Consider the following 21,417-nt stretch of genomic DNA (forward strand, 5'->3'; position numbering starts at 1 on the left):
ATAGGCATCGCAGTACTGATCTACCACGGTGATCGTGGAGGTAGCCGTTCTTGAACCCAATTAAATACCCTTGCTAAGTTAAACTCTTAGTAACTAATTATACTCTCATGAGAGTAATAAAAGAGCGCTAACCCCAATAACACAATGTAAGTCACCAAAAAGCCTATGATCTCGTGAGCGATGACACCCGATTAACCCAGACTTATCAATCAGCCCGAAAGCACGACCGCTACAACCCGCATTCCGTCGTTGGCTGATAAAATTAGCTTATGTTTGCAACGCGATTACCACTTGCAGGTATGATCCGCACCAGTATGATTTGCTCATGTTGCGGCTTGCTCAACTATTTATACTGCTTCTATACCCCTGGTTGATCCATCGTTGCTATCAAAACCGATATCAATTTTCTCTCCACCAGCGTCTACACGGCAGTCTAGAAGGAAACCAACTGTAAATAAAATTTAGCTCTCTAGTGGTGCGGGGGACATTTCATGCTATTGTCTGACTGATTTTATAGGAAATTTCATATAATATGGAAGATGATGAGGATATTATAGAAATTCCTTTACGACCTCTTGTTTGGATGGGAGACTCTCTCAAAAATATCCGTTCATTTCCTCTTGAAGTGCGTGCATCAGTAGGCTATGCGCTGCAATTGGTGCAAGCAGGGGAAACACCAATGGATGCCAAGCCTTTTAAAGGGGTTGGAAGTGGCGTGTATGAAATTGTCAAACGCTACGATCCCGATACTTACAGGGCTGTTTATGCGGTAAAGATTGGAGAACAAATCTATGTCCTGCACGCTTTTCAAAAGAAATCAAAGCAGGGTATTAAAACTCCACAGGCTGATGTCGATCTAATTAAACAACGTTATAAGGATGCGGTAGCAAGGGAGAAACAACAATGACACAAGAATCGGTTTTTGAACAAAGCAGTGGCAACGTATTCGCTGACCTCGGTTTATCTAATGCAGATGAACTTTTTACTAGGGGAAAGATAGGGATTCAGGTACTACGCCTTTTGAAACAACGCAACCTGAAACAACGGGAAATCAGCAAACTTCTCGGCATTCCGCAGCCAGAAGTATCTCATTTGATGAAAGGAGAGTTTCAAAGGTTCAGTGAGGGCAAACTGCTCATTTTCCTTAAGCGACTTGATACGGAAATCACCTTACATCTTCGCTCTCGTCACGCGCCGGGTGAATCTGCTGAAACTGTGATATCGCTATAGGGATGGATAAAAGCCTTAAAATTTCTTAATTCTTACGGTACATAAAAGGGAATTTTCCAATACCGTTAACTATTATGCAGCTGCATGGGACTGGATGATGGGCAAGTTCGGCAACCGTCTTGTTTTTAGACTTGCAAAGAATAATGCCGAAACAAATAAGAACATTATTTGATTACTTCACCGAATCCACCTGATCGGTGATTTCTGTCATTGAATTGTCAGCACTCAAAGGGTCTTTAATATACCAGTATGTTACCCGCACTCTGGTTTTGCCAAATCCGAAACCTTTTGGAGCTTGTTCGCATAAACCAAGTTTTCTTTGGTTAAAACAACCTCTTAGCGGCTTTCCATTAAATAAAAACGGATATCCTGCAAAAAAACATTGCTCTTTTCCATCTTTTGCAATTTTGATACAAAGGCTTGTAGCACTATTTCCTTCGCTCCAGCTAGCCAGCACACCTACCATATTATAAAGTTTGGCATTGGCTGGTCGCTTGGGTAAGAAATAAACATGAGCAGGAGACTGTTGGTCAGTATCCACCTCCTGCGACAGCACGGGCTGAAGTAAGGAAGTAAATATAAAAAACAACAACAATCCAATCACAAATAAGTGTAACTTTTTCATGAGTTTTCTCTCCTGCTTAAGGCTGTGTAGTTACAGGCGCACCACAGCGTTTGACTGCATCGTCGATTAACTGCTGATGACGTTTCACCGAGTCAGGGTAAGACAATTTTTGATTACTTCCCCAGTTTTGTAGAGTAGTTTTTTCAGGATGTCTTGCTCTTTTATAGCCACCGTTATATGCAGCTAAAGCAGCATCTATTATCCCGAAATGATTCCATGCTTGCTCTAGAATTTGGGCTGCGTATTCTGACGCTTTTCCTGGATCACTCGCATCCACTGGTGTTATCCCCTTATCATCAAAAGCGTCTTTCAGATCAGGAAATTGCGTTAGTGCATCCGGTGCAAATACATCGGCAGGTGTAATATCAGGGTAATAATCTCTTTTTGCATTACTAAAATCAATCTGATAAGGCCCAGTACCGAACCCATTCAGGTTTTGCTCCTGAATGTTTTTGGGAAAAGACGCTCCTGCTCCTCCGGTTTCCTGTGCAGCGATAGCGGCAAGTAGGGACTCAGGAATAGGATGTTTCGCATTGGCATACTTTGCCGCTGCGTCCTGTATTCCTTTCCAATAAGGAGCGAACCCTTCCTTGAAAGCATCACAGCTATATCGCGAGGGATTACCACGGCGCTTCTTACGACCGCACTCAGCTACGAATTTATACTCATAATCAACCACGCTGTATCGATTACGGAACCAGCGTAAATAGACTTTATGTCCGTTCACCATAAAACCTGGCGTGCGGTGTTCATTCCACTCTTCTGGCTTTCCACCGTAAACACGCGCAAGCCGGGGAGCGTCTGGAACATCGCCCCACCTATATAAGTAGTTAGGGGTAACTAAGCCAGGGTTAGGCGGATTGGCAAGCTCAAACTGCTTTTTCTCTTCTTCTGTCTTAGGAACATCAGGAGGAATCTTACCCGCTGCGTTCACTGAAAAGCTGTCGCATGGGTAGTTGGCTACTGATTGCGGGTTAGCTTGTGCCACATACCATTCGGATTTACCATACCATTCAACTCCTAAAACAGGTCGGAGTTGAGTAACAGTCAGAAGCACTGCAAGGAAAAATCCTGCAACCTGCCACCAGAATTTACTCATGCCTTTTTACACTATGAAACCACTGTATAAACGCAGATGCACTCCCGCTTCCCTGCGTAAGTTCACCCATAGGTAATGTTAATTCACTTCATCATATAATGACTGTGGCGTGCAATTACATAAGTTACCAGCGACTCCTTAATATATGTACATAAGATCATTCCCAGATAAAAAATTACTTCTAATGCTCACCAAGAAACTTACCCGATTCCGTAGCCTGCTGATTGTTTTATTCACTGGATGTCTAGTGTTGTTTCCATCCCTGCTCTCTGGGTATTTCAAGCCAACAGTATATGCACAGTCCACAACGTTACCTGCTGCCTATGTAGGAGTATGGGAAGGTAAGGGCGCTCAAAGTAATGAGGAATGGTCTATTTTAATGGCGTTAACACCAGGAAATACTAATGCTATTGTTGGTACAATGGCTTACCCTTCACTGCGTTGTGGTGGCGAACTAACGTTGCGTCGTATTAATACGCAATCAATAGAACTGTCTGAGAAATTGACCTACGTGGGAAACTGTGTCAAAGATGGAACAGTTGTTCTACAGCCAGATTCAGGTGAAAAGTTACAATATAAGTGGTTTTATTCAAATGGCAAACTAGCTGCCACTGGCAGCGTTCAAAAAGTGAGTCTGAAATAGCAACTTTTACTGACGAAAACTCTATGACAGACACAGAAACGATTTCAAGCGACTGACGGCATTTAGCGAGATTCAAAATTAGAGGTTCTTAAATTTGCTATTCTACGTCGTTGAAATGCACATTACTGCATCATAGAAACATTAAGTATCTAATCTGTCATGCTGCTGTCTTTCAAGTTCAGCGGTAGCCGTATCTAGCTCCATCTCCAGTTGTTCCACCGTAGGCAGGATACCTTTAAGCTGGTCTGGAACGTCTTGTCCTATCTGGTGTGTAGAAACGCCGATAGGTTGTGTCATCCCTTGCAATGCAAGTTCGGCAACCGTCTTGTTTTTAGACTTGCACAGAATAATGCCGATCATAGAAGGATAAAGTTACCCCGCCGAGATAGAGAAAAAAACCTGCTACGATAAGCAGAAGTAAGTAACCTGGGAATTTTGATGCCAGTTAATTTACTGCTTATTTTCCTATGTGGCTATGAGAATAACACAAAGAAAACTGCATATTGGCGCTGCTATCGCAGTGGTTTTGTACAGTGTAATTTACACTGCGTTTGTTGTGCATGGCAATGTTGCTGCTGCCTTTTTTATTGTTGGTCTTTGGGTATTAAGCTCATTTAGTGACCAAACACGTTGGTTGTTTTATGCTTTCCTCATTGCCCAGGCATGGGCTAACTGGCATTTGACAGGTCTGTTGGTTGCCATTGCATTTGTAGGATATTGCGTAACGCAAAATATTGCTTACCGGAAAGCTTATCCTGCTTCTGTTAATACCTGGCGAAACCGTACTTTTGCAGGCATAGCACCTTCGTTATCGGGCATTCCTAGCGAGGCAGAGCGTGAGCGGCAAGCGGCAGAAGCCGATGAGGCTTGGCGAAGACAACTAGCAGAAGAGCAAAGAGAAAGGGAGCAGGAGGCTATGGAAAAACGGCGAATAGATGCTGAATATACAAAAAATCTCTGGGGTGGGGGTGATTCCGACCAAAATTCCTGGTGATGCACTTAAAGTGAATCGGAGCGCCTATGGTTAATGATGCATAACCTTTCTGTTTGCTGCTATGGCAGGGTTGACGGGTACAATCGCGGGTATGTACGAATGCGATTCCTCAGTGGGTTGTTTTGCAATGTCCCTACCCTTTACCGCTGGATTCCGGCAGCAGGAACATTAGAAATATGAATGAAATAGAAGTATATTGTAGTTTTTCACTCTCCCCCATCTGCAAGAGTTTGCAGTGTAGGTAAAAGTAGGGGAGAGTATTGTATGGTAATGTAAAAAATAATTGTGCAATTGAAGCCAAGGGTGAATGAATCGACTGAGTAAAGAAGACCTAGCACAAATGAACCGAGACTACTTCCAATCTCTGGACAAAGAGAAATTGGTAGAAGTTGCAGAAAATCTTCATCAACTAGCAGTCCAACAACTAGAAAAATTAGAGAAAAACTCAAGCAATAGTTCGTTACCCCCATCATCAGATCAATTCAAAAGCAAAGAGAAATTAGCGTTACAGGAAGAACAACAAACAGAGTCGGAAGCATCTCAAACAGAATCAAAGCAAGTCCCTAAGCAAGTTTCAGAAGAAAGCGAAAAACCCAAGAGCAAGGGATTTGCTCTAAAAAAGCCGGGAAAGCAACAAGGAGCTAAGGGAATATGGCGAACAACACCCTTGGTTCCAAATCAAACAGTAGCGCATCATCCTCTAACTTGTGCATCATGTAACAGTCGCTTAGAAAAAGACCCAGAAGCCAAAGCACACATGGGTTATTACGTATTAGAACTAGAAAAATTAGATTCGGGAATCGAGGTAAAATGCACGCTTCATCACTACTATCAAGCAACTTGCGGTTGCGGGCACCAGACAAAAGCAAAGCCAAAAATCGGGTACGTTTCGGTAGTTGAAGGAAGAAGTAGAGATTTATGCTTGCAGGAGTATGGACTTGTCGGTTCAATGCTGGCAACGTTTATTGCTTCTCTTGCAGTCAGATATCGAATGTCTCGACCCAAAATTAGAGAATTATTGAATGATTGGGTTGGGGTATCGCTTTCGGTGGGAACAATCGACCGTTGTATTCGAGAAGTGGGAATAGCTTGTTCTCCAGTAGTTGAGGAACTCATTGAAGAATTACAATCAGCAGAAATAATCCACCTTGATGAAACACCCTGGTATGAGAAAGGAAAATATCGGTGGTTATGGGTAGCAATTACAAATACAATTGCGGTTTTCCACATCGGCAGTCGTCGCAAAGAAGAATTATTGCACCTCATAAGCGAGGCGTTTGTGGGATGGTTAGTCACTGATGGCTATGGGGCTTACAGTAGTTACCCAAAACGTCAACATTGTTTAGCCCATCTCATCCGTAAAGCTATAGCTTTAACACAAGCTGTAAATCAGGAAGTGGCGGATTTAGGACAGTGGCTTTTAGAAGAATTGAGGGAACTGATACATGCACTTGCTACTGGCGACGGGGAACAAGATGAATCAGACTCACACCCCGCTCGCCTTTATAGAGTCTGCCGATTAGCTACGGTTGCAGAGCATACCAAGTTAAAAGCTTTAGCTAAAGAGATTTTAACTGATTGGGATGCCGTGGTTGCGTGTTTTTATCATCCACAGTTACCACCCACCAATAATGAAGCAGAGAGAGCTTTACGACATGCTGTAATCGCTCGACGTATTAGTTATGGAACTCGCACATCAGAAGGAAGTTTAGCTTATTGCTCTGTTCTCAGTATCATTGAAACTTGTCGTCTAAGAAAAGTTGATCCTTGGAGTTATATTGCGATAGTTCTTACTCAAGCTCGTAAAGGTATAAAACATCCCCCCATCCCCGTTCCCTCTTGAGCCTTTTTTGATGGGGGAGAGTGAACAACTACAGTATATTGTGAGGGTGAATCTTTATTGTGAGCCAAACACCTCTACCTCAGCTAACTGAAGATAATTAGTACCATTTAACATTACTCTAACATATTTACCCTTAATATCTTTTGGTAAAACAATCATCATGGCTGGACTAAAATACTTTCCTCCTCTACAGTAAGTGCGCTCAAATGTAACTCTGCCTGAGTTATCTCTAACTAACACTTTGAAGTTTGATAATCTTTGACCAAACCCACCATCTGTTCGATTCCAGATAATGATTTTATCAAGCGAATAATTGGTTCCTAAATCGACTTCCCACCATGCATTTTTTTCGTTCTGGGTATGGGAACCTCCGTCACGAAAAAAGTCACCCTCAGTATTACCATCAACCGCTAAATCTGGTGTGCCATTAAAGTTGCTTTGTTGATAGGTTGATGATTGTGATACTTTCTTACCTTTTGCAAGGTTTACTAAGCCATCTGCATACGAAATACTTGGTTTCTCTGAAAGGCAATCATTATCATCATTATTTTGTGCTGTTTTTCGGTTGAACTGAAAAGGATTTTCTCTGACTGTTTGTTTTTTGAGTGGTATATCGTAAGCAAAAGTTTTATAGGGTATTACGTTTAAAGCTGTAAGCCCAGACAAAACAGCTATACTAGCAAATTTTCTCACACCATTCATTACAATAATTCTCCAGTTGTACTGAAACAGTTTCTGCATATTAATTTAGTTTGTACGTAAGTATAGTATTTGCAGTGTATTCTTTACTGGAAAAACAAGAATCTCGGCTTAATGCCAAGAACCCATAAAGAGAGAGAACCTTTTTTCTCACCGTATGACAATGAAATAGTGGGACTTAGACAAAAAACACCGATAAAATAGCCTCAAATGTATATACCGAGAGACTTTGACATCGTTTTACTTGCTTCCTTTATATATGGGTTTTAGGATTTTTTGGGGATTTTCAAGTCAAAAAGCATCTCTACTTGGGATGATTGCGCCTTTTCGTTAACGTCCGTCGCCTCCTCTCACAATACAACTAGAAAAACCACATTTCTCCAAGATCATGAACACACAAACAAATTTTGACTTCATTATGGGTAGGCTTGGGTTGATCTAGGCTGTTCTACGTGCCATCTGTAGTTATTTGTACAGTCTGGGTCAGCCAAATCTCCAAGGCAACCAGTCAGCGTAGTTATTATTCCTATTGCAATGGTCAACGGTTGTACTGAAAGCCTATTAAGGTAATCGGACTCTCCAACTCAAAATCACAAGCCTCACCTAGAGAGCATCTAGGTGAGGCATTAATATCAATCCTGATATCAAGAGGTAGGCTCTTAATAATAAACCCCCCGGTGCAATGCCGAGGCCGCTCTGTCTGCTGTCTACTATCTGTCTAGAACTATGTCGCCTCTGTCCATTGCTGCATAAATAAGGATTCTGTCTAATCCTGTCCGAACTCTTGGTCTGTCCGATTTTCACTAATTTCAATAGTATTTGCATCCAGCCTGACGGCCAGCCTGTTCTCAACTAACTCATTAAACAATCGCTTCAACTCCTCGGAACTGAACCGTTGACCTTTTACCTTAAAGTTGGGCTGTATCTCCTGTATTACTGCCGATTTTCTCCCGGTGCGCTGGAGGTATTGCAGCAGTGATTGGGGGAATTCGCCGCTTCTCTAGCAGAGGGCGAATCTCAAAGGGCAGGAAGCCAGACTATGAGGCGATACGCTCACGCACCCTCAGCAAACTAAGGAAATGTTTCTCAGCGATTAATCATCAAAATCAATTGGCTGACCGTTGAAATGTTTGTGAATTTTTTCAGGTGTCAACCAACCAGGAATTGTAACCTTTTTATCTACTTCTGCATCACCTTGGGAATTGTTTAAACCGTTAATTGTTGCAACTTTTAAAGGTGTCTTACCGTCTGCTGTTTTGCGGTCAATTTGAATAGTGCCTCTAGCTCTACCTTTAGCAGTTCCATCACTGCCACCAACGGCGGTATTAGTGAAGAAATGGGCAATACAGACTAATCTTTCTTCAGCTTTTCTAGGGTCACTAAGAGACGCTTTAACAAACTTTTTGGCAGGCTCCTTGGTGATGTCTGACTCAGAATAGTTAGTGAATTCATCAACTAGTAACTGTTGCGGTCGCTTGTTAGGTTGGTTATTGATTCTGTCTAGCCAGCGTGAACGGGCATCATCAAAAGCAAGTCCAATCTCTTCTTCTGTTTGCGCTATCAACTGAGAGCTTAAATATCTCCATGCGTTTCTTAAATTTTCTCCTGCGTGTGCGTCTATCAGCTGATACAAGGGCATATCAAACAGATTTTCTCTGAGCATGACAATCGAAGCTGCTAGAGTTGATTTACCGCTTCCGGCTTCTCCTAGCACCCAAACGGGCTTTTGATTGTCGATAATCTTCCACAGCCACCCGTCCTCATGATTCTTGAGTGCTTCGATTAAATCACTGATGAGGCGCTGGTCAGTCAGATGATGATTGTCATTTTCTGCGATCGCTCCCTTGGTTTTACCCTCAATCTTGCCGCGTTCTTGTTCCGCTTTCGCCCTGTCTCGAAGATTCTCAGCAATGGTTTTATCCATCACAGAATGATTAACAGCACGGGCTTTCATGAAGTCCTCTAGCTGAATCCGAGCCTTGGCGCGTTCGTTTTCCTCATCTGTCAGTCCTAGCGTTTTGCGTTCTTCTGTGTCCAGTCCTGACAGCCCATCTTTCAGGCGTTCAGTATAAAGCTGGGTCGAATGCTGCTTAACTTCACGTTTGTGCTTATTATGCTGCCAAGTTGCATAGTCGCCAGTCTTTTCGAGTTCGCCCAGTTCATAATCCGTGCGCTTGAGGCGTTGCGATCGCACGAGCAAACAACCCACGACACCCCATAGCCCAATAACTGCAATCGCATATCCTAACAACTGATTAGGGTTGTCTGTGGGCAAATCACGCACCCATTGAATTGCATCGCCCTTGTAGGGAATGATGCTGCCATACAATCCGTAGCGCTGCCATTCTTCAGTGAGGACAAAACGCGGCTGGTTGCAAAAACGCTTATCCAAAGCTATTTGGCTGTGTACGCCATTCGCTGACCTTGGGCAGAACTGAATCTGTGTCAAATCGTAGGGCTGACGTGTTTGCGATGTTGCCAGCCCGATGATTGCGGCTACACCACACACACCAGCCAGTGCTAACTCGAAAACACCCTGTTTCATTCCCGCCCCTTAAAAATAATTGCAATGGAGCCAATGAATAAAGCCAACGCGACTGCAATACTTAGCCAAGGGTCTGATTGTGGATTCTGTTTTTCAATGGTTTGGATGTCTTGGCTAATCTGGGACACTGTTTCTTTAGTCAAATTCTCAAAATATTGATGGTCTTTGACTGCTAACCAAGTTGTGACACCTGCAAACACCAAGCCCCCAGCAGTTTTTAAAACATTTTGCATATTATCTACCTCTAGTCCGTCACTGTTGTAATTAACTCTCAAGCCCGTTAGCCCAGCGAGAGAGCCAACGCTGCATATAGAAAACGAGAGCGAAATTGCCAACCAGAGATTAACGCCACCGCCAGTTATTAAGAGATATTTAGCGATAAAGAATCCCGTAGAATTTAGCGACCACCCGACAAAGAATCTCGTCAATTTTTCAGTTGTATGGATAACATCTTTGCGGTGCTGCTTGCGTGACTCCAAATGTTCTATTAAGTCTTTTGGTAACGGCGTATCTGGGGCGATTTCGCTTACTACTTCTTCTTGACTATCATCAATGTCGTATGTCATATCAGCATCAGAGTATTTCTCGAACCCGTCAGCGAACGGCTAAAGTTAGTGACGGGTTTAGTTATTAGAAACCTATTAGGGCATCCTTGATTTTTTGTACAATCGAACGCCCTGCATATTGTTTTTTCGGCTTGAAATCATCACGAGCGTTATCACCCATTTCTAAGTAATACTTGCCCAGTTCTCTATCATGTTGCAGGTCAATTGTTTGTTGTCTAATGTCTGTCTGTAATTCTGTCTGCAACATCTTATATTCGCCATCAACTTGCATCATGTGTTTATCCACCCATGCTTTCAGCAATAGATGGTCTGTTGATTGTTGATGGCGCAGCGCTTCTTTCTCCTTGGATGAAGCGAAATCAAGCTTCATCTCTTCTAGGATATTTGCTAGATGAGTATCAGCTAAAATCGCTGACTGTACTGCTCTTTCAATCTTCTCGCCGCTAACACCAGCTTGTTTGTAGATGTCGCTTAGGACTACGTTTAAGTCCTCAGTCCCTTTGATAGCAGCTAACATTTGCTCTCTCACCTGTGGGGCGAATTCGCTAATCTTCGCTCCGTCATTACCCATTTGTCCTATCAACTTCAGGGCTGACTTATCGCCTGTTAGCGCTCTGACTACTAAGTTGGTAGATGCGTTGAATTTAGTTTTTAATTGGCGCTCTAAGTGGCGTGATTTGGAAGTTACCAGATTCTTTAGCTTCATTGAACTTTTCACAGCGATATTCCTTCTCTGGGGTAAAGATTTGATTGCAGTGATACTCCATTCGCCTTACATATTGCTCAATAGCTAACTTACGTTTGAGATATTGCTGATAGCTTGATTGCTCTAGCATTGGCAGATACAAGCAGTTGTACAAGGGTAAAATCACAGCACCGAGCGCACCCAAACTAACAGCAATTCTTGAGAAGTAGCTCATTCTCATCCAGCGAATCAACAAGCACTCTCGCAGCGTCAAGTCATTACTATTGAGCCGCCTTGAGCCTTGCGAGGATTGAGAATTGGGTGCTTTTAATGTTTTGGCGGATGACTCCCATATCCGCTTTGATGTCTCCTGAGAAGTTGTTAACCTTTTGGTTCAATCTAGAAGCTCTGTTGGTTACGTGTTCTCGCAAGTCTTGGGCGTTAGTTTCAAATGATTGCTCAATGACATCAAATTTATGATCAACGTAGCTCTTGATTGCAGCTGTTACAGTGCTGATAAATTGGCTGTAGTCGGTAAAGGTGTCGTCAACGTTTTCAGCAATGCTTAATGTTTCTTGTTCAGTTAACTCAAACCCCAGCGCCGATGATTGGGCTGTTACAATCTGACGCAAGTCATCGCTGGTTACAGTGATGCTGTTAATCTCAGGTTCGGCGACTGCAAGCTGATTGTTATCAAGTTCAGGGTCAGGTTGTGCATCTTCTACTTGTGAGAGAAATTTTTCTTCAACGAGTTCATCAACTACAGATAATTGGCTTGTCGCTTTAACTTTCAGATAGTCAACGGCTTGGCTCAATTGCTCTTTGGTGGGATTGTCAAGGTCATCGCACTCGACAGCGATCGCGGCTGTTGTGTAATCGTCCTTGGTAAATCCTTGATAACCCTGTTTGTACAAACGAGCGCGAACGTTATTAGTAAACTTGTCAGACATGATGATTGCTCCTTAGAGGGCTAGTGTTAAAACTTCGGTGGTTGCAGATTTCATCGGTTGCGGTCGTCTGTTGATTGCCCATTTAGCTGCAACAAACGCAACAAGGGCTAAATCTTTGCTGTGGTAAATATTTTCAGCACTGAAAGATAGTCCGGCTTTCTCAAACCAGTAGTAACGAGTGCTGCGTGGTACATCATCAAGATTGATTTTTAGATAGTCTGCAAGAATTTCTAAAAACTGTCTGCCTGAGTAGTGAGCATCTAACTCATAGAAATGTCTAAATGCCTGCCAGCGTTCCGTAAACCCCTCACCACGACCCGTAAAACTGCCGTAGCGCCGTTTTAGTCCAGCGAAACCCTCAACTATCTTTTGAGCATCAACTGCCTGTACTTCAAAACTAAAGTGTTGCTTTAAGGTTGCTACCACTCGATACCAAGTAATATCAGCAATCTGTTTGTTTAACTCGCGCTCGTAAATCTGTTTCAACTGGCGATACTTAGCTATATATTCTTTCGTCGCCACATTTTCTCCTGGTTAATGCTTAAGTGTGTATAAAATTAACTGCCATTCCAGATAAGTCCAAGGTATTTGATGTATGTAATTAGTTGAATCCAGTTATTTGATATCAGCAGTTAGCTGACGACTATCAATAACCTTGGAAAATAAATCTGACAAATCATGAAGAACTTACTTTTCCGAGGCTATAACCACGTAATAACAAGCTTTGTCAGTTTTCAAGACATACTGACACTTTCTCGTTTACCCCCGCGAATACGCCCCTTTTGGACTAGTTGACGCGCTTGTACCAAAGCCTTTGTCCGCGATATGCGGTAGTAGATGTTACCAATGGTTAGAACAAACTCAACTGTATTGAGTTGTGATTTATCTCTGCTGTGTGCTGTTTATATAAGCTCGGTACTTCGTAGCAGCGTCTTAGCACCTTGTCACGATTGAGCTTTAAGTCAGCGCTCTTAGACTGACGCGGTAAAGGACGGAAATAATATTGTGTGTGTCTGATACTGTCATTGCTATAGAGATAGCGATAGAGAGCGCCATCGATACTGTAGGTTTTGGATTTGCTTGCTTAGGAGGGTTACGCATCCTACAAGCTGTTTATCGATCATCATTCTTGTCTCCCGCGACACACGCGCCCGTTAAGCTTGCACCCAGGAAGACGGCGATAGATGCGATGGCGCTTCCTTCAAAAATTTTGGCGTTGTAAATCCATGTGGGTTGATATTGCTCACCTCTACTTTCTTGAATCCGGTCAAACCCGTGACAAAAGATAGAACCAACTACCATAAAACTAGTAGTTACCAAGCTCACAATTGCTACTTCTGACGCAGCACCGAGTATGAATGAGTTAATCTTTTCACGCCAAGGAATTACACGGCGAATGTGCATTACTGGCTTCTGTTCTAGATATGAATGCCACTCCGAATCAGTAAAATTTGAGGGCTTATAATCATAGGGAACGTGAAAATCAAGTAGTTCGCCTACTGCTTGAATTGCATCTCCCAGCATCACATCTGGAGAGTATTCCAGTTGGCTGAATTCTTCAGAATCTCGGATTTCTCTGAGCCAGCGATCTATTGCTTCTAACCTTCGTAATTGATTTTGATTAAGCATTACTTTCTCAAAAGGTAGTTCGTTGATTGCTTCTAAGTTGCGTAAATTGATATGCATGAATCCTCTGTCCTAATGCAGACACGCACAATTACCACGACCGTTGAAAATGAACGGATGCAATGCAGATATTGCTGTGAATAGTTGAATGCTCTCAAAACAGCGCTTGCAAGCCTTACAACCCTCGAAAGGAACTCGCCTTAGCGTTTTGCGCTTGGGTCTTACTGCGTCTGCCTTAAGTTATTGACGTATCGATAACCTCGACACTAATATATTAGCAGCAGGTACTAACAAGTGCAACTCCCTTCCCAAATTTTCTTATTAAGGCGACAATTGCTGACAAGCGATAGTACTTATATGTACCTGTAGAGATGCCTAGTAAAAAGCCACGAGTCATGGTTTACCTTGACCCAGATAAGCACGAGTTTCTTAAGGAATGGGCTGAGGATGAGCATCGAACCGTTAACAACCTCATAACAATGCTGCTTGAGCAAGCGATAGACAAGAAAAAAGAGGAAAAGGACAAATGACTAACGCGATGGCTGCGCCCGCCGAAGGCATCGGGCAGAACAAAAACAGGAGGTAATTTGACCGAGGGAAATCAGGCAAACGACGGTATAGAGCGTGTTGAGGGCAAATTTGACCCACTAGCTGAGACTAGATATTGGCTGCCTGCTGCTTCAGAGCAACACTGCAAAAGGATAGGCAGAAAAAGGGGAATACGATTAGTTAAAGTTGTTGATACCAAGATAGAACCTTTACCAATTATTTGTATTTTTGAGGGACACCCAGATGAGTGAAACAACTACTCAGATACCAGTAAGCGAATTAATCCCAATGCTGACCGCGATCGCGGATCGTAACTGGGAACGTTTTAAAGAAGTTGAAAAACAATTCGTTACACAACACGGGGTAGAGGCTTGGGAAGATTTTTTTGCTTTCCGCCTTAAGCCAGCTTTAGACAAAGAATCTGATAGATGGCTGCTAGTTCAGTGGTGTAGCAAAGGTTTTACAGTGAAAGATGTAGCCTGAATCACGAGGTGTAAACTCATAGGCACGTTAGCCCCGTAAGGCAAAATCGAGCAGCTAGTACTATTTCACATCATTATTTTTTGATGTCGCCAATGTTAACAGTGAAAGACCTAACAAGCGATTTTCAACTCCCACTGCACAACGAAGCGGCGTTTGAAAAAATTAGGGAGGCGAAAGATTATGCGTCCACTCAAGCTCTAGCGGCTGGTGCTGCTGCGCTGGCTACAGGAGGCATAATTCATCCGGCTGGCTGGGTTCTTTTTGGATTGGCTTATAAGCCGTTGGTGGTAACTCAAAAACTTGCGCGGTTGGAAAAATTAGGAACCTTACTTTTTGATGAGTTTAAAAGCCTAGATGTACAAGTCTTCCCGGTAATTCCGGTAGAAGACAACAACCCTATCGACTTGTTTATTAGATTTCCACGAACAACTCACCTGTTTATCTCCATTCGCTCAAAAGGAGATAGAGAAATTGTCTACAACGAAGCTAGAGAGGTTTTACAAGTCAAGCGCAAAGACAAAAATGGACTAAAACTGTGGCAACCCTGCCCACTTGTGGAGTTAGCAGATTACGAGAAGTGGCTCAACAAGAACAGAGATAAGTTTTTGATGTCTTCCCGTGAAGCTCAAAAGACTCCCACAGCAAAAGTTTTGGTCTTATGGCCTCCTACCAAGGCGGCTAATACTCACAATGAACATCTTTATTCGGAGGTGGGAAGTATGAAAATTCTGGCTCTCAGGAGAAAAGGTACTGCCTTTGTTATTCAAGAGGAGGAAGTAACCGAGTTTGTCAGGGCTTGGTTAGCCAAGTACAGATAGGCTAAAAGGTGAAAACCCCGTGTCCCGTTGGGATACCGAGGTTTTCTGATTTTTATTCACTTGGAATTGGGGAATTGGGTTTGCCGCCTAATTAATATCCCTAATAGTAATCTTATCAAACCTTTCAAGGTGTTAAGCCATTGTAACACCAGCAATCCAGACAGAAAGAGCAGTTTAGGATTTTTCTGTTTTTACATTTCTGAACGTTTGTATTAGAAGATTACTTTCGGGATAGCTCCAATTCCTCCAACACACTTCAGGAGGAATATTTCATGTCACCATTACAACAATCTCATAACTCAGTATCGGCGCAATCAGCAGGCCAATCAGAAACTTTTTCTGCTGCAAAGACAAAACTTGAGTTGATTGAGAGTCGGATAATCAAGTTCGCGTTTAACGCTACTGGCACAAACAAAGACTGGGACTTTAAGAAGCTGGCCGGTAACTTCATTGATGTAGAGGGCACTCTAGCCGATGTTCAGCACCACATTAAAGCAGGTCACGCCATCTGTGCCGGATTGTTGGGTGGGAAATGGCGCAGTAAGGCTAATGTCATCGGTTCTCAATGGTTGCTCCTCGACATTGATAATTCCGATGTCGCCCGTGATGCAGAAGGCAAGCCGATTAAGGACGCTAACGGCAATTATATCAAAGTTTACGATCACCAATTAACCCTAGAAGAAGCCCTAGCCCATCCCTTCATTAAAAAACACTGTGCTTTAATTTACACCACTGCTAGTCATAAACCAGACTGGCATAAATTCCGGTTGGTTTTCCTTCTCCCCGAATATGTCCAAGGCGCTGATACTGTAGAAGCTTGTACGCGATCGCTAATGCAGCAGTTACCGCATGATCCAGCTTGTAAAGATGCAAGTCGTGTTTTCTACGGCAGCACAGAGGCAGAATTCCCGCTAGTCAACCCTGAAGCCACTTTACCAGCAGAATGGATAAGTGAAGCGATCGCGATCGCGCTGCATGAACGGGAGGAGTATCAGCTAAGAATTCAGGAAATTGAGTCACGGCGTAAAGAGTGGCGTGAGGTTTCCCTCACTGAAGGCTGGGACATTGACCAGCTAATCCAGAATGCGCTTTCATTCATCCCACCACGTACCCCAGGAAGCGGTAACTACGACGAATGCCGTCAGGTGTTGATGGCGCTGGTTAATCATTATGGGGCATCAGAAGCGGAAATTATAGCCGAGCAGTGGTCGCCCAGCATCAAAGGCTCAACTTGGAACATCCACGCTAAGATTCGCAGTTTTCGGCGTGGGGGAATCTCAATCGGAACACTGTTTCACATTGCAAAACAGTATGGCTTTCGATTCCCACAGAGACAGTATGAACCATACCAGCCCAAAGGAGTAATTAACCGTGAACAGTGGGAACTTGGGCGAGTCAGAGAGGACTTGAGCAGCTTCCAAAATTTATTAAAGCAAGCGATCGCTCCATTTAGTTCGATATTTAAAGGATTTAAAGCCCCACCAACACGCAAGCTGGAACCCGAAATTGACACGCCTTCGCCCAATGTAATTATTTACAAGCCCGGCAATATCCCGTACATAACTGAAGTTACAGGCAATATCTCTATCTCCTGCCAGCCAGAAGAACATATTACCGCTTGGGTGGAAGCTGTTTCTAAGGGCTGGACACAAATCTTAGATAATTCTCACCCTGGACTGGGTAAGTCTTACAACGCGGGGCAACTGACGGCGGGGCTATTCGGCGTTGATAAACTAATTTACCAGGATGCCAACCATAGAAACCCGTCCACACTGCCCATTGAGACGAATTTCGTTGATCTGCCAGTGCGTCACAACGGCTTTAAACTAGATCCCACCCGGAAAACTCCTACAGGTGAGGACTTTAAACTGTGGACTAAAGCGGGTGAGACTGCCGACACTGATGGCAATTGTCACAGAACTTACTTATTTAACGCCTTCCGCAACAAGAATTTTAGCAGCCTTGATTTTGAAGAGAGCGGCATCAGTCCCATCTGTGGCGGTTGTTCCCTTAAAAATCAGTGCCGTTTTGCTTACGGGGAAGGTTTTGGCTTCCGCTTTCAAAAGCGCAGTGCAATTCAAAATTATTCTGAACTCAGAGCGCACCCCGACTCTACCCCTGTCACCTTAACTAATGCTGCTGACCAAACTTTCACCGTTGGGCGGTTATGGGAAGAAGCTGGTACACTCATCAAACCCGTGCGTAATGTTGATGTGAACCTTGGCGATTTTGAAACCACTGTCGGCAAGCTGCTACTGTTAGAACCAAATCTTCTATCACAGCTGCAACCTGCACTAAAAGTTTTACACCAACTGCTTACTCAGCAAATTAAACCGAATGACCGCTACGGCTTTGATGATGCCAGCATCCGAGCGCTGCTGCCCCCTTTCCCCACAGGCTTAGATATCGAAGCGATTCAGCAAACTGTAGAACCTGATTTAACTTTTTTAGAAGACTTGGACTCAATTGATATTACCCAAGATAAACAACTCAAAAAAAGCTCTGCGGCTCGTTATGCTGCCAAAAAGGTAGTTAAAGACAGCGCACGAACGGCCGGGAGGGAGTTTCTTGACTTGCCTAATTACTGGTTGCCTGACTTCCTCGAAGCTTGGAAAGGTGATGGTAGTTTTCAATCTCAATGGGGTGTACTCAGCATTCACCGCCGAAACCCCAAACATACTGAATTGGCCCACTCTGCCAAATTTAATATTTACCTTGATGCCACATTCAAATCCCAGCAGTTGAAATTGAAATTGGGCATCAGTGACCCCGTGTTAACCATTGAGCAGCAACGCCCAGACTACGACAATTTAAAAGTGGTCAACGTTACGGGGCTGGGTAAACTGCCCAAAAATCGCTCCCTTCCACTTAGCGCTCGTGTTAATGCCCTCAAAGAAACCTTGAAAAAACTCTGCCCCAACCTTGGCATTATCGATTGGAAACAGATTGCAACACAAGCCGAGGGGCGCACAGAATACGGTCACTTTGTTGATGGTCGTGGTGTTAATAGGTTTAGTGATGTTTCTGCGATCGCAAGTTTTGGCATTCCCTACCAAAACATCGGTGTTTTAGCAGCACAATATCAGGTGATGACTGGTGAACCAGTCAACCTGGAAGATGATTTCAGCGCTTTCCAAAAGTATCTCACAGACCTGATCCGTGCAGAAATCATCCAAGAGATTGGGCGATTACGCGCTCATCGTCGCCCCAATGTGGAGGTAACATTCTACTTCTGCGCTGACTATGACCTTAGTTTTCTCTTAGATGAACTGCCCGGAATCAAGTTAGAGGTTGTCGATGCCTGCTCTCTATGCACCGAAGCGGGTAGCCGAGATCAGCAGACCGGACACGCCATCGTCAAAGCGTTCACCCAGCTTTGGCAGTCACAGCAGAAAATTGGACAAAAGGCGATCGCCAAAATCATAGACACTACCCAAGGATGGGTGAGCCGATTTACCCAACGCTGGGGGGGCTGGCAGCACTTTAAAAAATTATTACTCCTGCTATTAGATAGTCTTAATAGCGGTAGTAATAAAAATTTGGCTGACTTAGACGACGATGAAAAGTGGCTAGCCCGTACATACTTCCCGATGTTGATTGCTGAATCAGAATCATCACTCCCAACTTCCCTAGATGGGGTGGCGGAAGTTACCGAAGTTCTTGGTAGTACGGCGATGCGGCGAGTTTTACACTCATGTAGCCCGGCTGTTAGGGCTTCACTGCTGATGATTGTACTGAGTTGTCTGCCCACCGAAGTTTACTCAAATGAGTCCATTCTAAAAGCCGTTGCCCGGTGCAACACATCTGTAACTTGACAGTGACGTTATAAAATTTATTGGTTTTTAATTCCTACTGAACTTAACAGTAACAAAAGACGCTCCCGGAGATGATGACGTACTTAATCATTCACTGAGCGGACAGATCAACATACCTCTACACCCGATTACTTAATTAGGTGTAGTAACGACCTTTGTCAGGGCTGGTGACTTGTTCAACAGACTTAATGAGAAAAGTTAGCTTAGAAACAAATTTCTGTTCTGAAAGTTGATGTCATGGGAACTATAGGTAACAAGTCTAATTAAAATTTCTCAGTACTGCCTATCATGTCCTATCTACTATTACGTGATTTGTTCCAAGTTAGGCAATACAAACCTGTGCTAAAAAAGCAACTGTCTAAGGTGAGAACACCACTGATTTTGATTGGCTTTACCTTAGCAATAGGGGTGATTGGCATTGCTAGCTACTTCGTAGTCAGAGAGTTAATTGTTGAACAACTTCAGGAAAAAGCGCTGCTTCAGGTTCGTCAAGGAACTGATGAGATTGATCAATGGTTAGCAATTTGCTCTATTGAAATTCAAACTATTGCTAATACAGAGGTGGCGCGTTCCTTAAATTGGGGAGTTATTGAACCATATTTAAACGCAGAAATTAAGCGCACTGATGAATTTTTCAAAATCGCAGTTTCGCTGCCCAACGGTTCCTATTACAACACTTTGGTAGGTAAAACTGATGCCAACAACAAGGATCGGGATTTTATTCAAAAAGCAATGGCAGGACAAGTCAATATATCAGATCCCTTCATCAGTCGGACTTCTGGAATTCCGGCTGTGGCGATCTCTTCTCCTATTCGCCAAAGTTATGACCTTACCAGTCGTCCTATTGGAGTTTTGAACGGTAGCTTGAAGGTAGATCGAATTATTCAAGTAGTCAACAGACTGCACTACGGTAATGGCAGTTATGCATTTGCACTTAACTCCAAGGGAGAGCCAATTATTCATCCCAATCCAGCGGTGATGTCAACTCTAGAAAAACCTGCCCACAGTTTTCTAGAGTCAGCCGACCCTAACTTAGCGGCGCTTGCTAGTCGTATGGTCAACCAACAGCAAGGAATCGAACTCATTCCCATTGATGGCACCAACAAATATGTTGCTTATGTTCATCTCAAACAAGCGAATTGGTCAATAGCTCTGGTTATACCGCGTGAAAACATCGAATCTCAACTAAAAGCGCTGAACTTACTTGCTTCCATATTGGGTGGACTACTTGGGGTCGCAGCAATTATAGCTTGGCGACAAATACAACTATCTCAACAAGCGAAAATGCAGGTTGTGCTGCTTAGTCAACAACAAAAAACATTACAACAGCAATCGCTTGAACTGGAGCAAGCTTTACGAGAATTGCAACAAACTCAAGCTCAGTTGATTCAAACTGAAAAAATGTCTAGCTTAAGTCAGTTAGTAGCAGGACTAGCACATGAAATTAACAACCCAATCAGCTTTATTTATAGTAATATCACTCCCGCCCATGAATATCTCCAAGATTTGCTCAGATTACTCCAACTTTACCAACATCACTATCCCCAGCCGGTGCCAGAAATTCAAGATGAGGCAGAAGCAATTGAATTGAATTTCTTGATGCAAGACTTGCCGAAGTTGCTGACTTCGATGAAACTCGGTGCGGACAGAATTAAACAAATTGTGCTATCTCTCCGAAACTTCTCACGCTTAGATGAGGCAGAAATGAAACTGGTAAACATCCATGAAGGTATCGATAGTACACTAATGTTTTTAGAAAGCCGCCTCAAGGCTACACCAGATCATCCAGCAATTGAAATTCTCAAAGAATATGCTGACCTGCCACTGGTGGAATGCTATGCCGGAGAACTCAATCAGGTGTTTATAAAACTTATAACAAACGCAATTGATGCCATAGAAGAGTCATTCGTTATTTGTCATCTCCTGCCTAAAGGTGAAGACAGCGCGTCTACTTCATTGATAAGGCGTAAAGGTCAAATTCGCATTCAAACTGAACTTACTGCTGACAAACAAATAATTATTCGCATTGTTGATAATGGAGTTGGGATTCCGGAAAATTTGCAAAACCAATTATTTAATCCCTTTTTTACTACTAAACCTGTTGGCAAAGGTACAGGCTTAGGTTTATCTATCAGTTATCAGATTGTTACTCAAAAACATCAAGGAAAATTGCAGTGTAATTCCACTTTGGGTAAAGGTACAGAATTTGTGATGGCAATTCCATTAAACCAGCAAAGGCAGCAAGCT

The 21,417-nt window shown here is 43.2% G+C and carries 21 protein-coding genes; 10 read left to right on the plus strand and 11 right to left on the minus strand.

Annotation, left to right across the window (positions count from 1 at the left end; translation table 11 throughout):
* Positions 1-532 precede the first annotated feature (532 nt).
* Both CDG79_RS31205 and CDG79_RS31210 read left to right on the plus strand, forming a co-directional pair.
* On the plus strand, positions 533-907 hold the full coding sequence (locus CDG79_RS31205; RefSeq protein WP_094345586.1) for a type II toxin-antitoxin system RelE/ParE family toxin: 375 nt from the start codon (positions 533-535) through the stop codon (positions 905-907).
* Entirely contained in the window at positions 904-1,230 is a 327-nt protein-coding gene (locus CDG79_RS31210; RefSeq protein WP_094345587.1) for a helix-turn-helix domain-containing protein, read from the plus strand. Before CDG79_RS31205 ends, CDG79_RS31210 begins: the two co-directional genes overlap by 4 nt.
* 172 nt (positions 1,231-1,402) lie before the next feature.
* On the opposite strand, the gene CDG79_RS31215 is transcribed toward CDG79_RS31210, so the two are convergent.
* Both CDG79_RS31215 and CDG79_RS31220 read right to left on the minus strand, forming a co-directional pair.
* Positions 1,403-1,855 (minus strand): hypothetical protein, encoded by a 453-nt coding sequence (locus CDG79_RS31215; protein WP_094345588.1) that lies wholly within the window; start codon positions 1,853-1,855, stop codon positions 1,403-1,405.
* A 16-nt stretch (positions 1,856-1,871) separates the two neighbouring features.
* On the minus strand, positions 1,872-2,954 hold the full coding sequence (locus tag CDG79_RS31220) for a hypothetical protein (protein ID WP_094345589.1): 1,083 nt from the start codon (positions 2,952-2,954) through the stop codon (positions 1,872-1,874).
* A gap of 184 nt (positions 2,955-3,138) precedes the next feature.
* Between CDG79_RS31220 and CDG79_RS31225 the strand changes: the two genes are divergently transcribed.
* On the plus strand, positions 3,139-3,597 hold the full coding sequence (locus tag CDG79_RS31225; protein ID WP_094345590.1) for a hypothetical protein: 459 nt from the start codon (positions 3,139-3,141) through the stop codon (positions 3,595-3,597).
* A 141-nt stretch (positions 3,598-3,738) separates the two neighbouring features.
* On the opposite strand, the gene CDG79_RS31230 is transcribed toward CDG79_RS31225, so the two are convergent.
* The gene (locus CDG79_RS31230) at positions 3,739-3,957 is read right to left on the minus strand and encodes a PDDEXK nuclease domain-containing protein (RefSeq protein WP_143855629.1); all 219 of its coding nucleotides are present in this window, start codon (positions 3,955-3,957) and stop codon (positions 3,739-3,741) included.
* 115 nt (positions 3,958-4,072) lie between these two features.
* On the opposite strand from CDG79_RS31230, the gene CDG79_RS31235 reads away from it, so the two are divergent.
* Together CDG79_RS31235 and tnpC are read left to right on the plus strand one after the other, a co-directional pair.
* Positions 4,073-4,591, plus strand: coding sequence for a hypothetical protein (locus tag CDG79_RS31235; RefSeq protein WP_094345591.1), 519 nt, complete (start codon positions 4,073-4,075; stop codon positions 4,589-4,591).
* A 307-nt stretch (positions 4,592-4,898) separates the two neighbouring features.
* The gene (gene tnpC, locus CDG79_RS31240; RefSeq protein ID WP_094345592.1) at positions 4,899-6,434 is read left to right on the plus strand and encodes an IS66 family transposase; all 1,536 of its coding nucleotides are present in this window, start codon (positions 4,899-4,901) and stop codon (positions 6,432-6,434) included.
* Positions 6,435-6,488: 54 nt separating this feature from the next.
* Here tnpC and CDG79_RS31245 read toward each other — a convergent pair whose 3' ends face one another.
* The 8 genes from CDG79_RS31245 to CDG79_RS31285 form a co-directional block, all read right to left on the minus strand.
* Positions 6,489-7,175, minus strand: coding sequence for a discoidin domain-containing protein (locus CDG79_RS31245; protein ID WP_094345593.1), 687 nt, complete (start codon positions 7,173-7,175; stop codon positions 6,489-6,491).
* A 1,051-nt stretch (positions 7,176-8,226) separates the two neighbouring features.
* Positions 8,227-9,678 (minus strand): hypothetical protein, encoded by a 1,452-nt coding sequence (locus CDG79_RS31250; protein ID WP_094345594.1) that lies wholly within the window; start codon positions 9,676-9,678, stop codon positions 8,227-8,229.
* Positions 9,675-10,244 (minus strand): hypothetical protein, encoded by a 570-nt coding sequence (locus CDG79_RS31255; protein ID WP_094345595.1) that lies wholly within the window; start codon positions 10,242-10,244, stop codon positions 9,675-9,677. Before CDG79_RS31255 ends, CDG79_RS31250 begins: the two co-directional genes overlap by 4 nt.
* Positions 10,245-10,308: 64 nt before the next feature.
* Positions 10,309-10,950, minus strand: coding sequence for a hypothetical protein (locus tag CDG79_RS31260; protein WP_143855630.1), 642 nt, complete (start codon positions 10,948-10,950; stop codon positions 10,309-10,311).
* The gene (locus CDG79_RS31265) at positions 10,889-11,164 is read right to left on the minus strand and encodes a hypothetical protein (protein ID WP_094345597.1); all 276 of its coding nucleotides are present in this window, start codon (positions 11,162-11,164) and stop codon (positions 10,889-10,891) included. Before CDG79_RS31265 ends, CDG79_RS31260 begins: the two co-directional genes overlap by 62 nt.
* A 46-nt stretch (positions 11,165-11,210) precedes the next feature.
* Positions 11,211-11,879, minus strand: coding sequence for a hypothetical protein (locus CDG79_RS31270; RefSeq protein ID WP_094345598.1), 669 nt, complete (start codon positions 11,877-11,879; stop codon positions 11,211-11,213).
* A gap of 12 nt (positions 11,880-11,891) precedes the next feature.
* Entirely contained in the window at positions 11,892-12,401 is a 510-nt protein-coding gene (locus CDG79_RS31275) for a hypothetical protein (RefSeq protein ID WP_094345599.1), read from the minus strand.
* Positions 12,402-12,992: 591 nt separating this feature from the next.
* Complete coding sequence (locus CDG79_RS31285) at positions 12,993-13,565, minus strand: hypothetical protein (RefSeq protein WP_094345600.1); 573 nt, start codon at positions 13,563-13,565, stop codon at positions 12,993-12,995.
* Positions 13,566-13,876: 311 nt separating this feature from the next.
* Here CDG79_RS31285 and CDG79_RS31290 point away from each other — a divergent pair, with 311 nt between their 5' ends.
* The 5 genes from CDG79_RS31290 to CDG79_RS31315 all read left to right on the plus strand — a co-directional run.
* Positions 13,877-14,035 carry a ribbon-helix-helix domain-containing protein gene (locus CDG79_RS31290; RefSeq protein ID WP_073642922.1) on the plus strand — a complete coding sequence of 53 codons (159 nt, stop codon included), beginning with the start codon at positions 13,877-13,879 and terminating at the stop codon, positions 14,033-14,035.
* A gap of 262 nt (positions 14,036-14,297) precedes the next feature.
* Positions 14,298-14,537, plus strand: a complete 240-nt coding sequence (locus CDG79_RS31300) for a hypothetical protein (protein WP_094345602.1) — start codon at positions 14,298-14,300, stop codon at positions 14,535-14,537.
* Between the two features lie 92 nt (positions 14,538-14,629).
* The gene (locus CDG79_RS31305) at positions 14,630-15,355 is read left to right on the plus strand and encodes a hypothetical protein (protein ID WP_223278440.1); all 726 of its coding nucleotides are present in this window, start codon (positions 14,630-14,632) and stop codon (positions 15,353-15,355) included.
* A 272-nt stretch (positions 15,356-15,627) separates the two neighbouring features.
* Positions 15,628-19,170: a PriCT-2 domain-containing protein gene (locus CDG79_RS31310; protein ID WP_094345604.1), complete on the plus strand. Its 3,543-nt coding sequence runs from the start codon at positions 15,628-15,630 to the stop codon at positions 19,168-19,170.
* A 288-nt stretch (positions 19,171-19,458) separates the two neighbouring features.
* On the plus strand, positions 19,459-21,417 hold a 1,959-nt coding region (locus CDG79_RS31315; RefSeq protein WP_094345605.1), incomplete at its 3' end, for a sensor histidine kinase.

This window comes from Nostoc sp. 'Peltigera membranacea cyanobiont' 232, from assembly GCF_002245985.1.
In the GTDB taxonomy this organism is placed as follows: Bacteria; Cyanobacteriota; Cyanobacteriia; order Cyanobacteriales; family Nostocaceae; genus Nostoc.

Bases quoted from the DNA above. Each gene is read 5' to 3' on its own strand.
- CDG79_RS31300 (WP_094345602.1), top strand. From the start codon at position 14,298: ATGAGTGAAACAACTACTCAGATACCAGTAAGCGAATTAATCCCAATG.
- CDG79_RS31270 (WP_094345598.1), bottom strand. From the start codon at position 11,879: ATGTCTGACAAGTTTACTAATAACGTTCGCGCTCGTTTGTACAAACAG.
- CDG79_RS31260 (WP_143855630.1), bottom strand. From the start codon at position 10,950: ATGAAGCTAAAGAATCTGGTAACTTCCAAATCACGCCACTTAGAGCGC.
- CDG79_RS31210 (WP_094345587.1), top strand. From the start codon at position 904: ATGACACAAGAATCGGTTTTTGAACAAAGCAGTGGCAACGTATTCGCT.
- CDG79_RS31250 (WP_094345594.1), bottom strand. From the start codon at position 9,678: ATGAAACAGGGTGTTTTCGAGTTAGCACTGGCTGGTGTGTGTGGTGTA.
- CDG79_RS31220 (WP_094345589.1), bottom strand. From the start codon at position 2,954: ATGAGTAAATTCTGGTGGCAGGTTGCAGGATTTTTCCTTGCAGTGCTT.
- CDG79_RS31285 (WP_094345600.1), bottom strand. From the start codon at position 13,565: ATGCATATCAATTTACGCAACTTAGAAGCAATCAACGAACTACCTTTT.
- CDG79_RS31310 (WP_094345604.1), top strand. From the start codon at position 15,628: ATGTCACCATTACAACAATCTCATAACTCAGTATCGGCGCAATCAGCA.
- tnpC (WP_094345592.1), top strand. From the start codon at position 4,899: ATGAATCGACTGAGTAAAGAAGACCTAGCACAAATGAACCGAGACTAC.
- CDG79_RS31265 (WP_094345597.1), bottom strand. From the start codon at position 11,164: ATGAGCTACTTCTCAAGAATTGCTGTTAGTTTGGGTGCGCTCGGTGCT.
- CDG79_RS31225 (WP_094345590.1), top strand. From the start codon at position 3,139: ATGCTCACCAAGAAACTTACCCGATTCCGTAGCCTGCTGATTGTTTTA.
- CDG79_RS31205 (WP_094345586.1), top strand. From the start codon at position 533: ATGGAAGATGATGAGGATATTATAGAAATTCCTTTACGACCTCTTGTT.
- CDG79_RS31215 (WP_094345588.1), bottom strand. From the start codon at position 1,855: ATGAAAAAGTTACACTTATTTGTGATTGGATTGTTGTTGTTTTTTATA.
- CDG79_RS31235 (WP_094345591.1), top strand. From the start codon at position 4,073: ATGAGAATAACACAAAGAAAACTGCATATTGGCGCTGCTATCGCAGTG.
- CDG79_RS31290 (WP_073642922.1), top strand. From the start codon at position 13,877: ATGCCTAGTAAAAAGCCACGAGTCATGGTTTACCTTGACCCAGATAAG.
- CDG79_RS31255 (WP_094345595.1), bottom strand. From the start codon at position 10,244: ATGACATACGACATTGATGATAGTCAAGAAGAAGTAGTAAGCGAAATC.
- CDG79_RS31245 (WP_094345593.1), bottom strand. From the start codon at position 7,175: ATGCAGAAACTGTTTCAGTACAACTGGAGAATTATTGTAATGAATGGT.
- CDG79_RS31305 (WP_223278440.1), top strand. From the start codon at position 14,630: ATGTTAACAGTGAAAGACCTAACAAGCGATTTTCAACTCCCACTGCAC.
- CDG79_RS31230 (WP_143855629.1), bottom strand. From the start codon at position 3,957: ATGATCGGCATTATTCTGTGCAAGTCTAAAAACAAGACGGTTGCCGAA.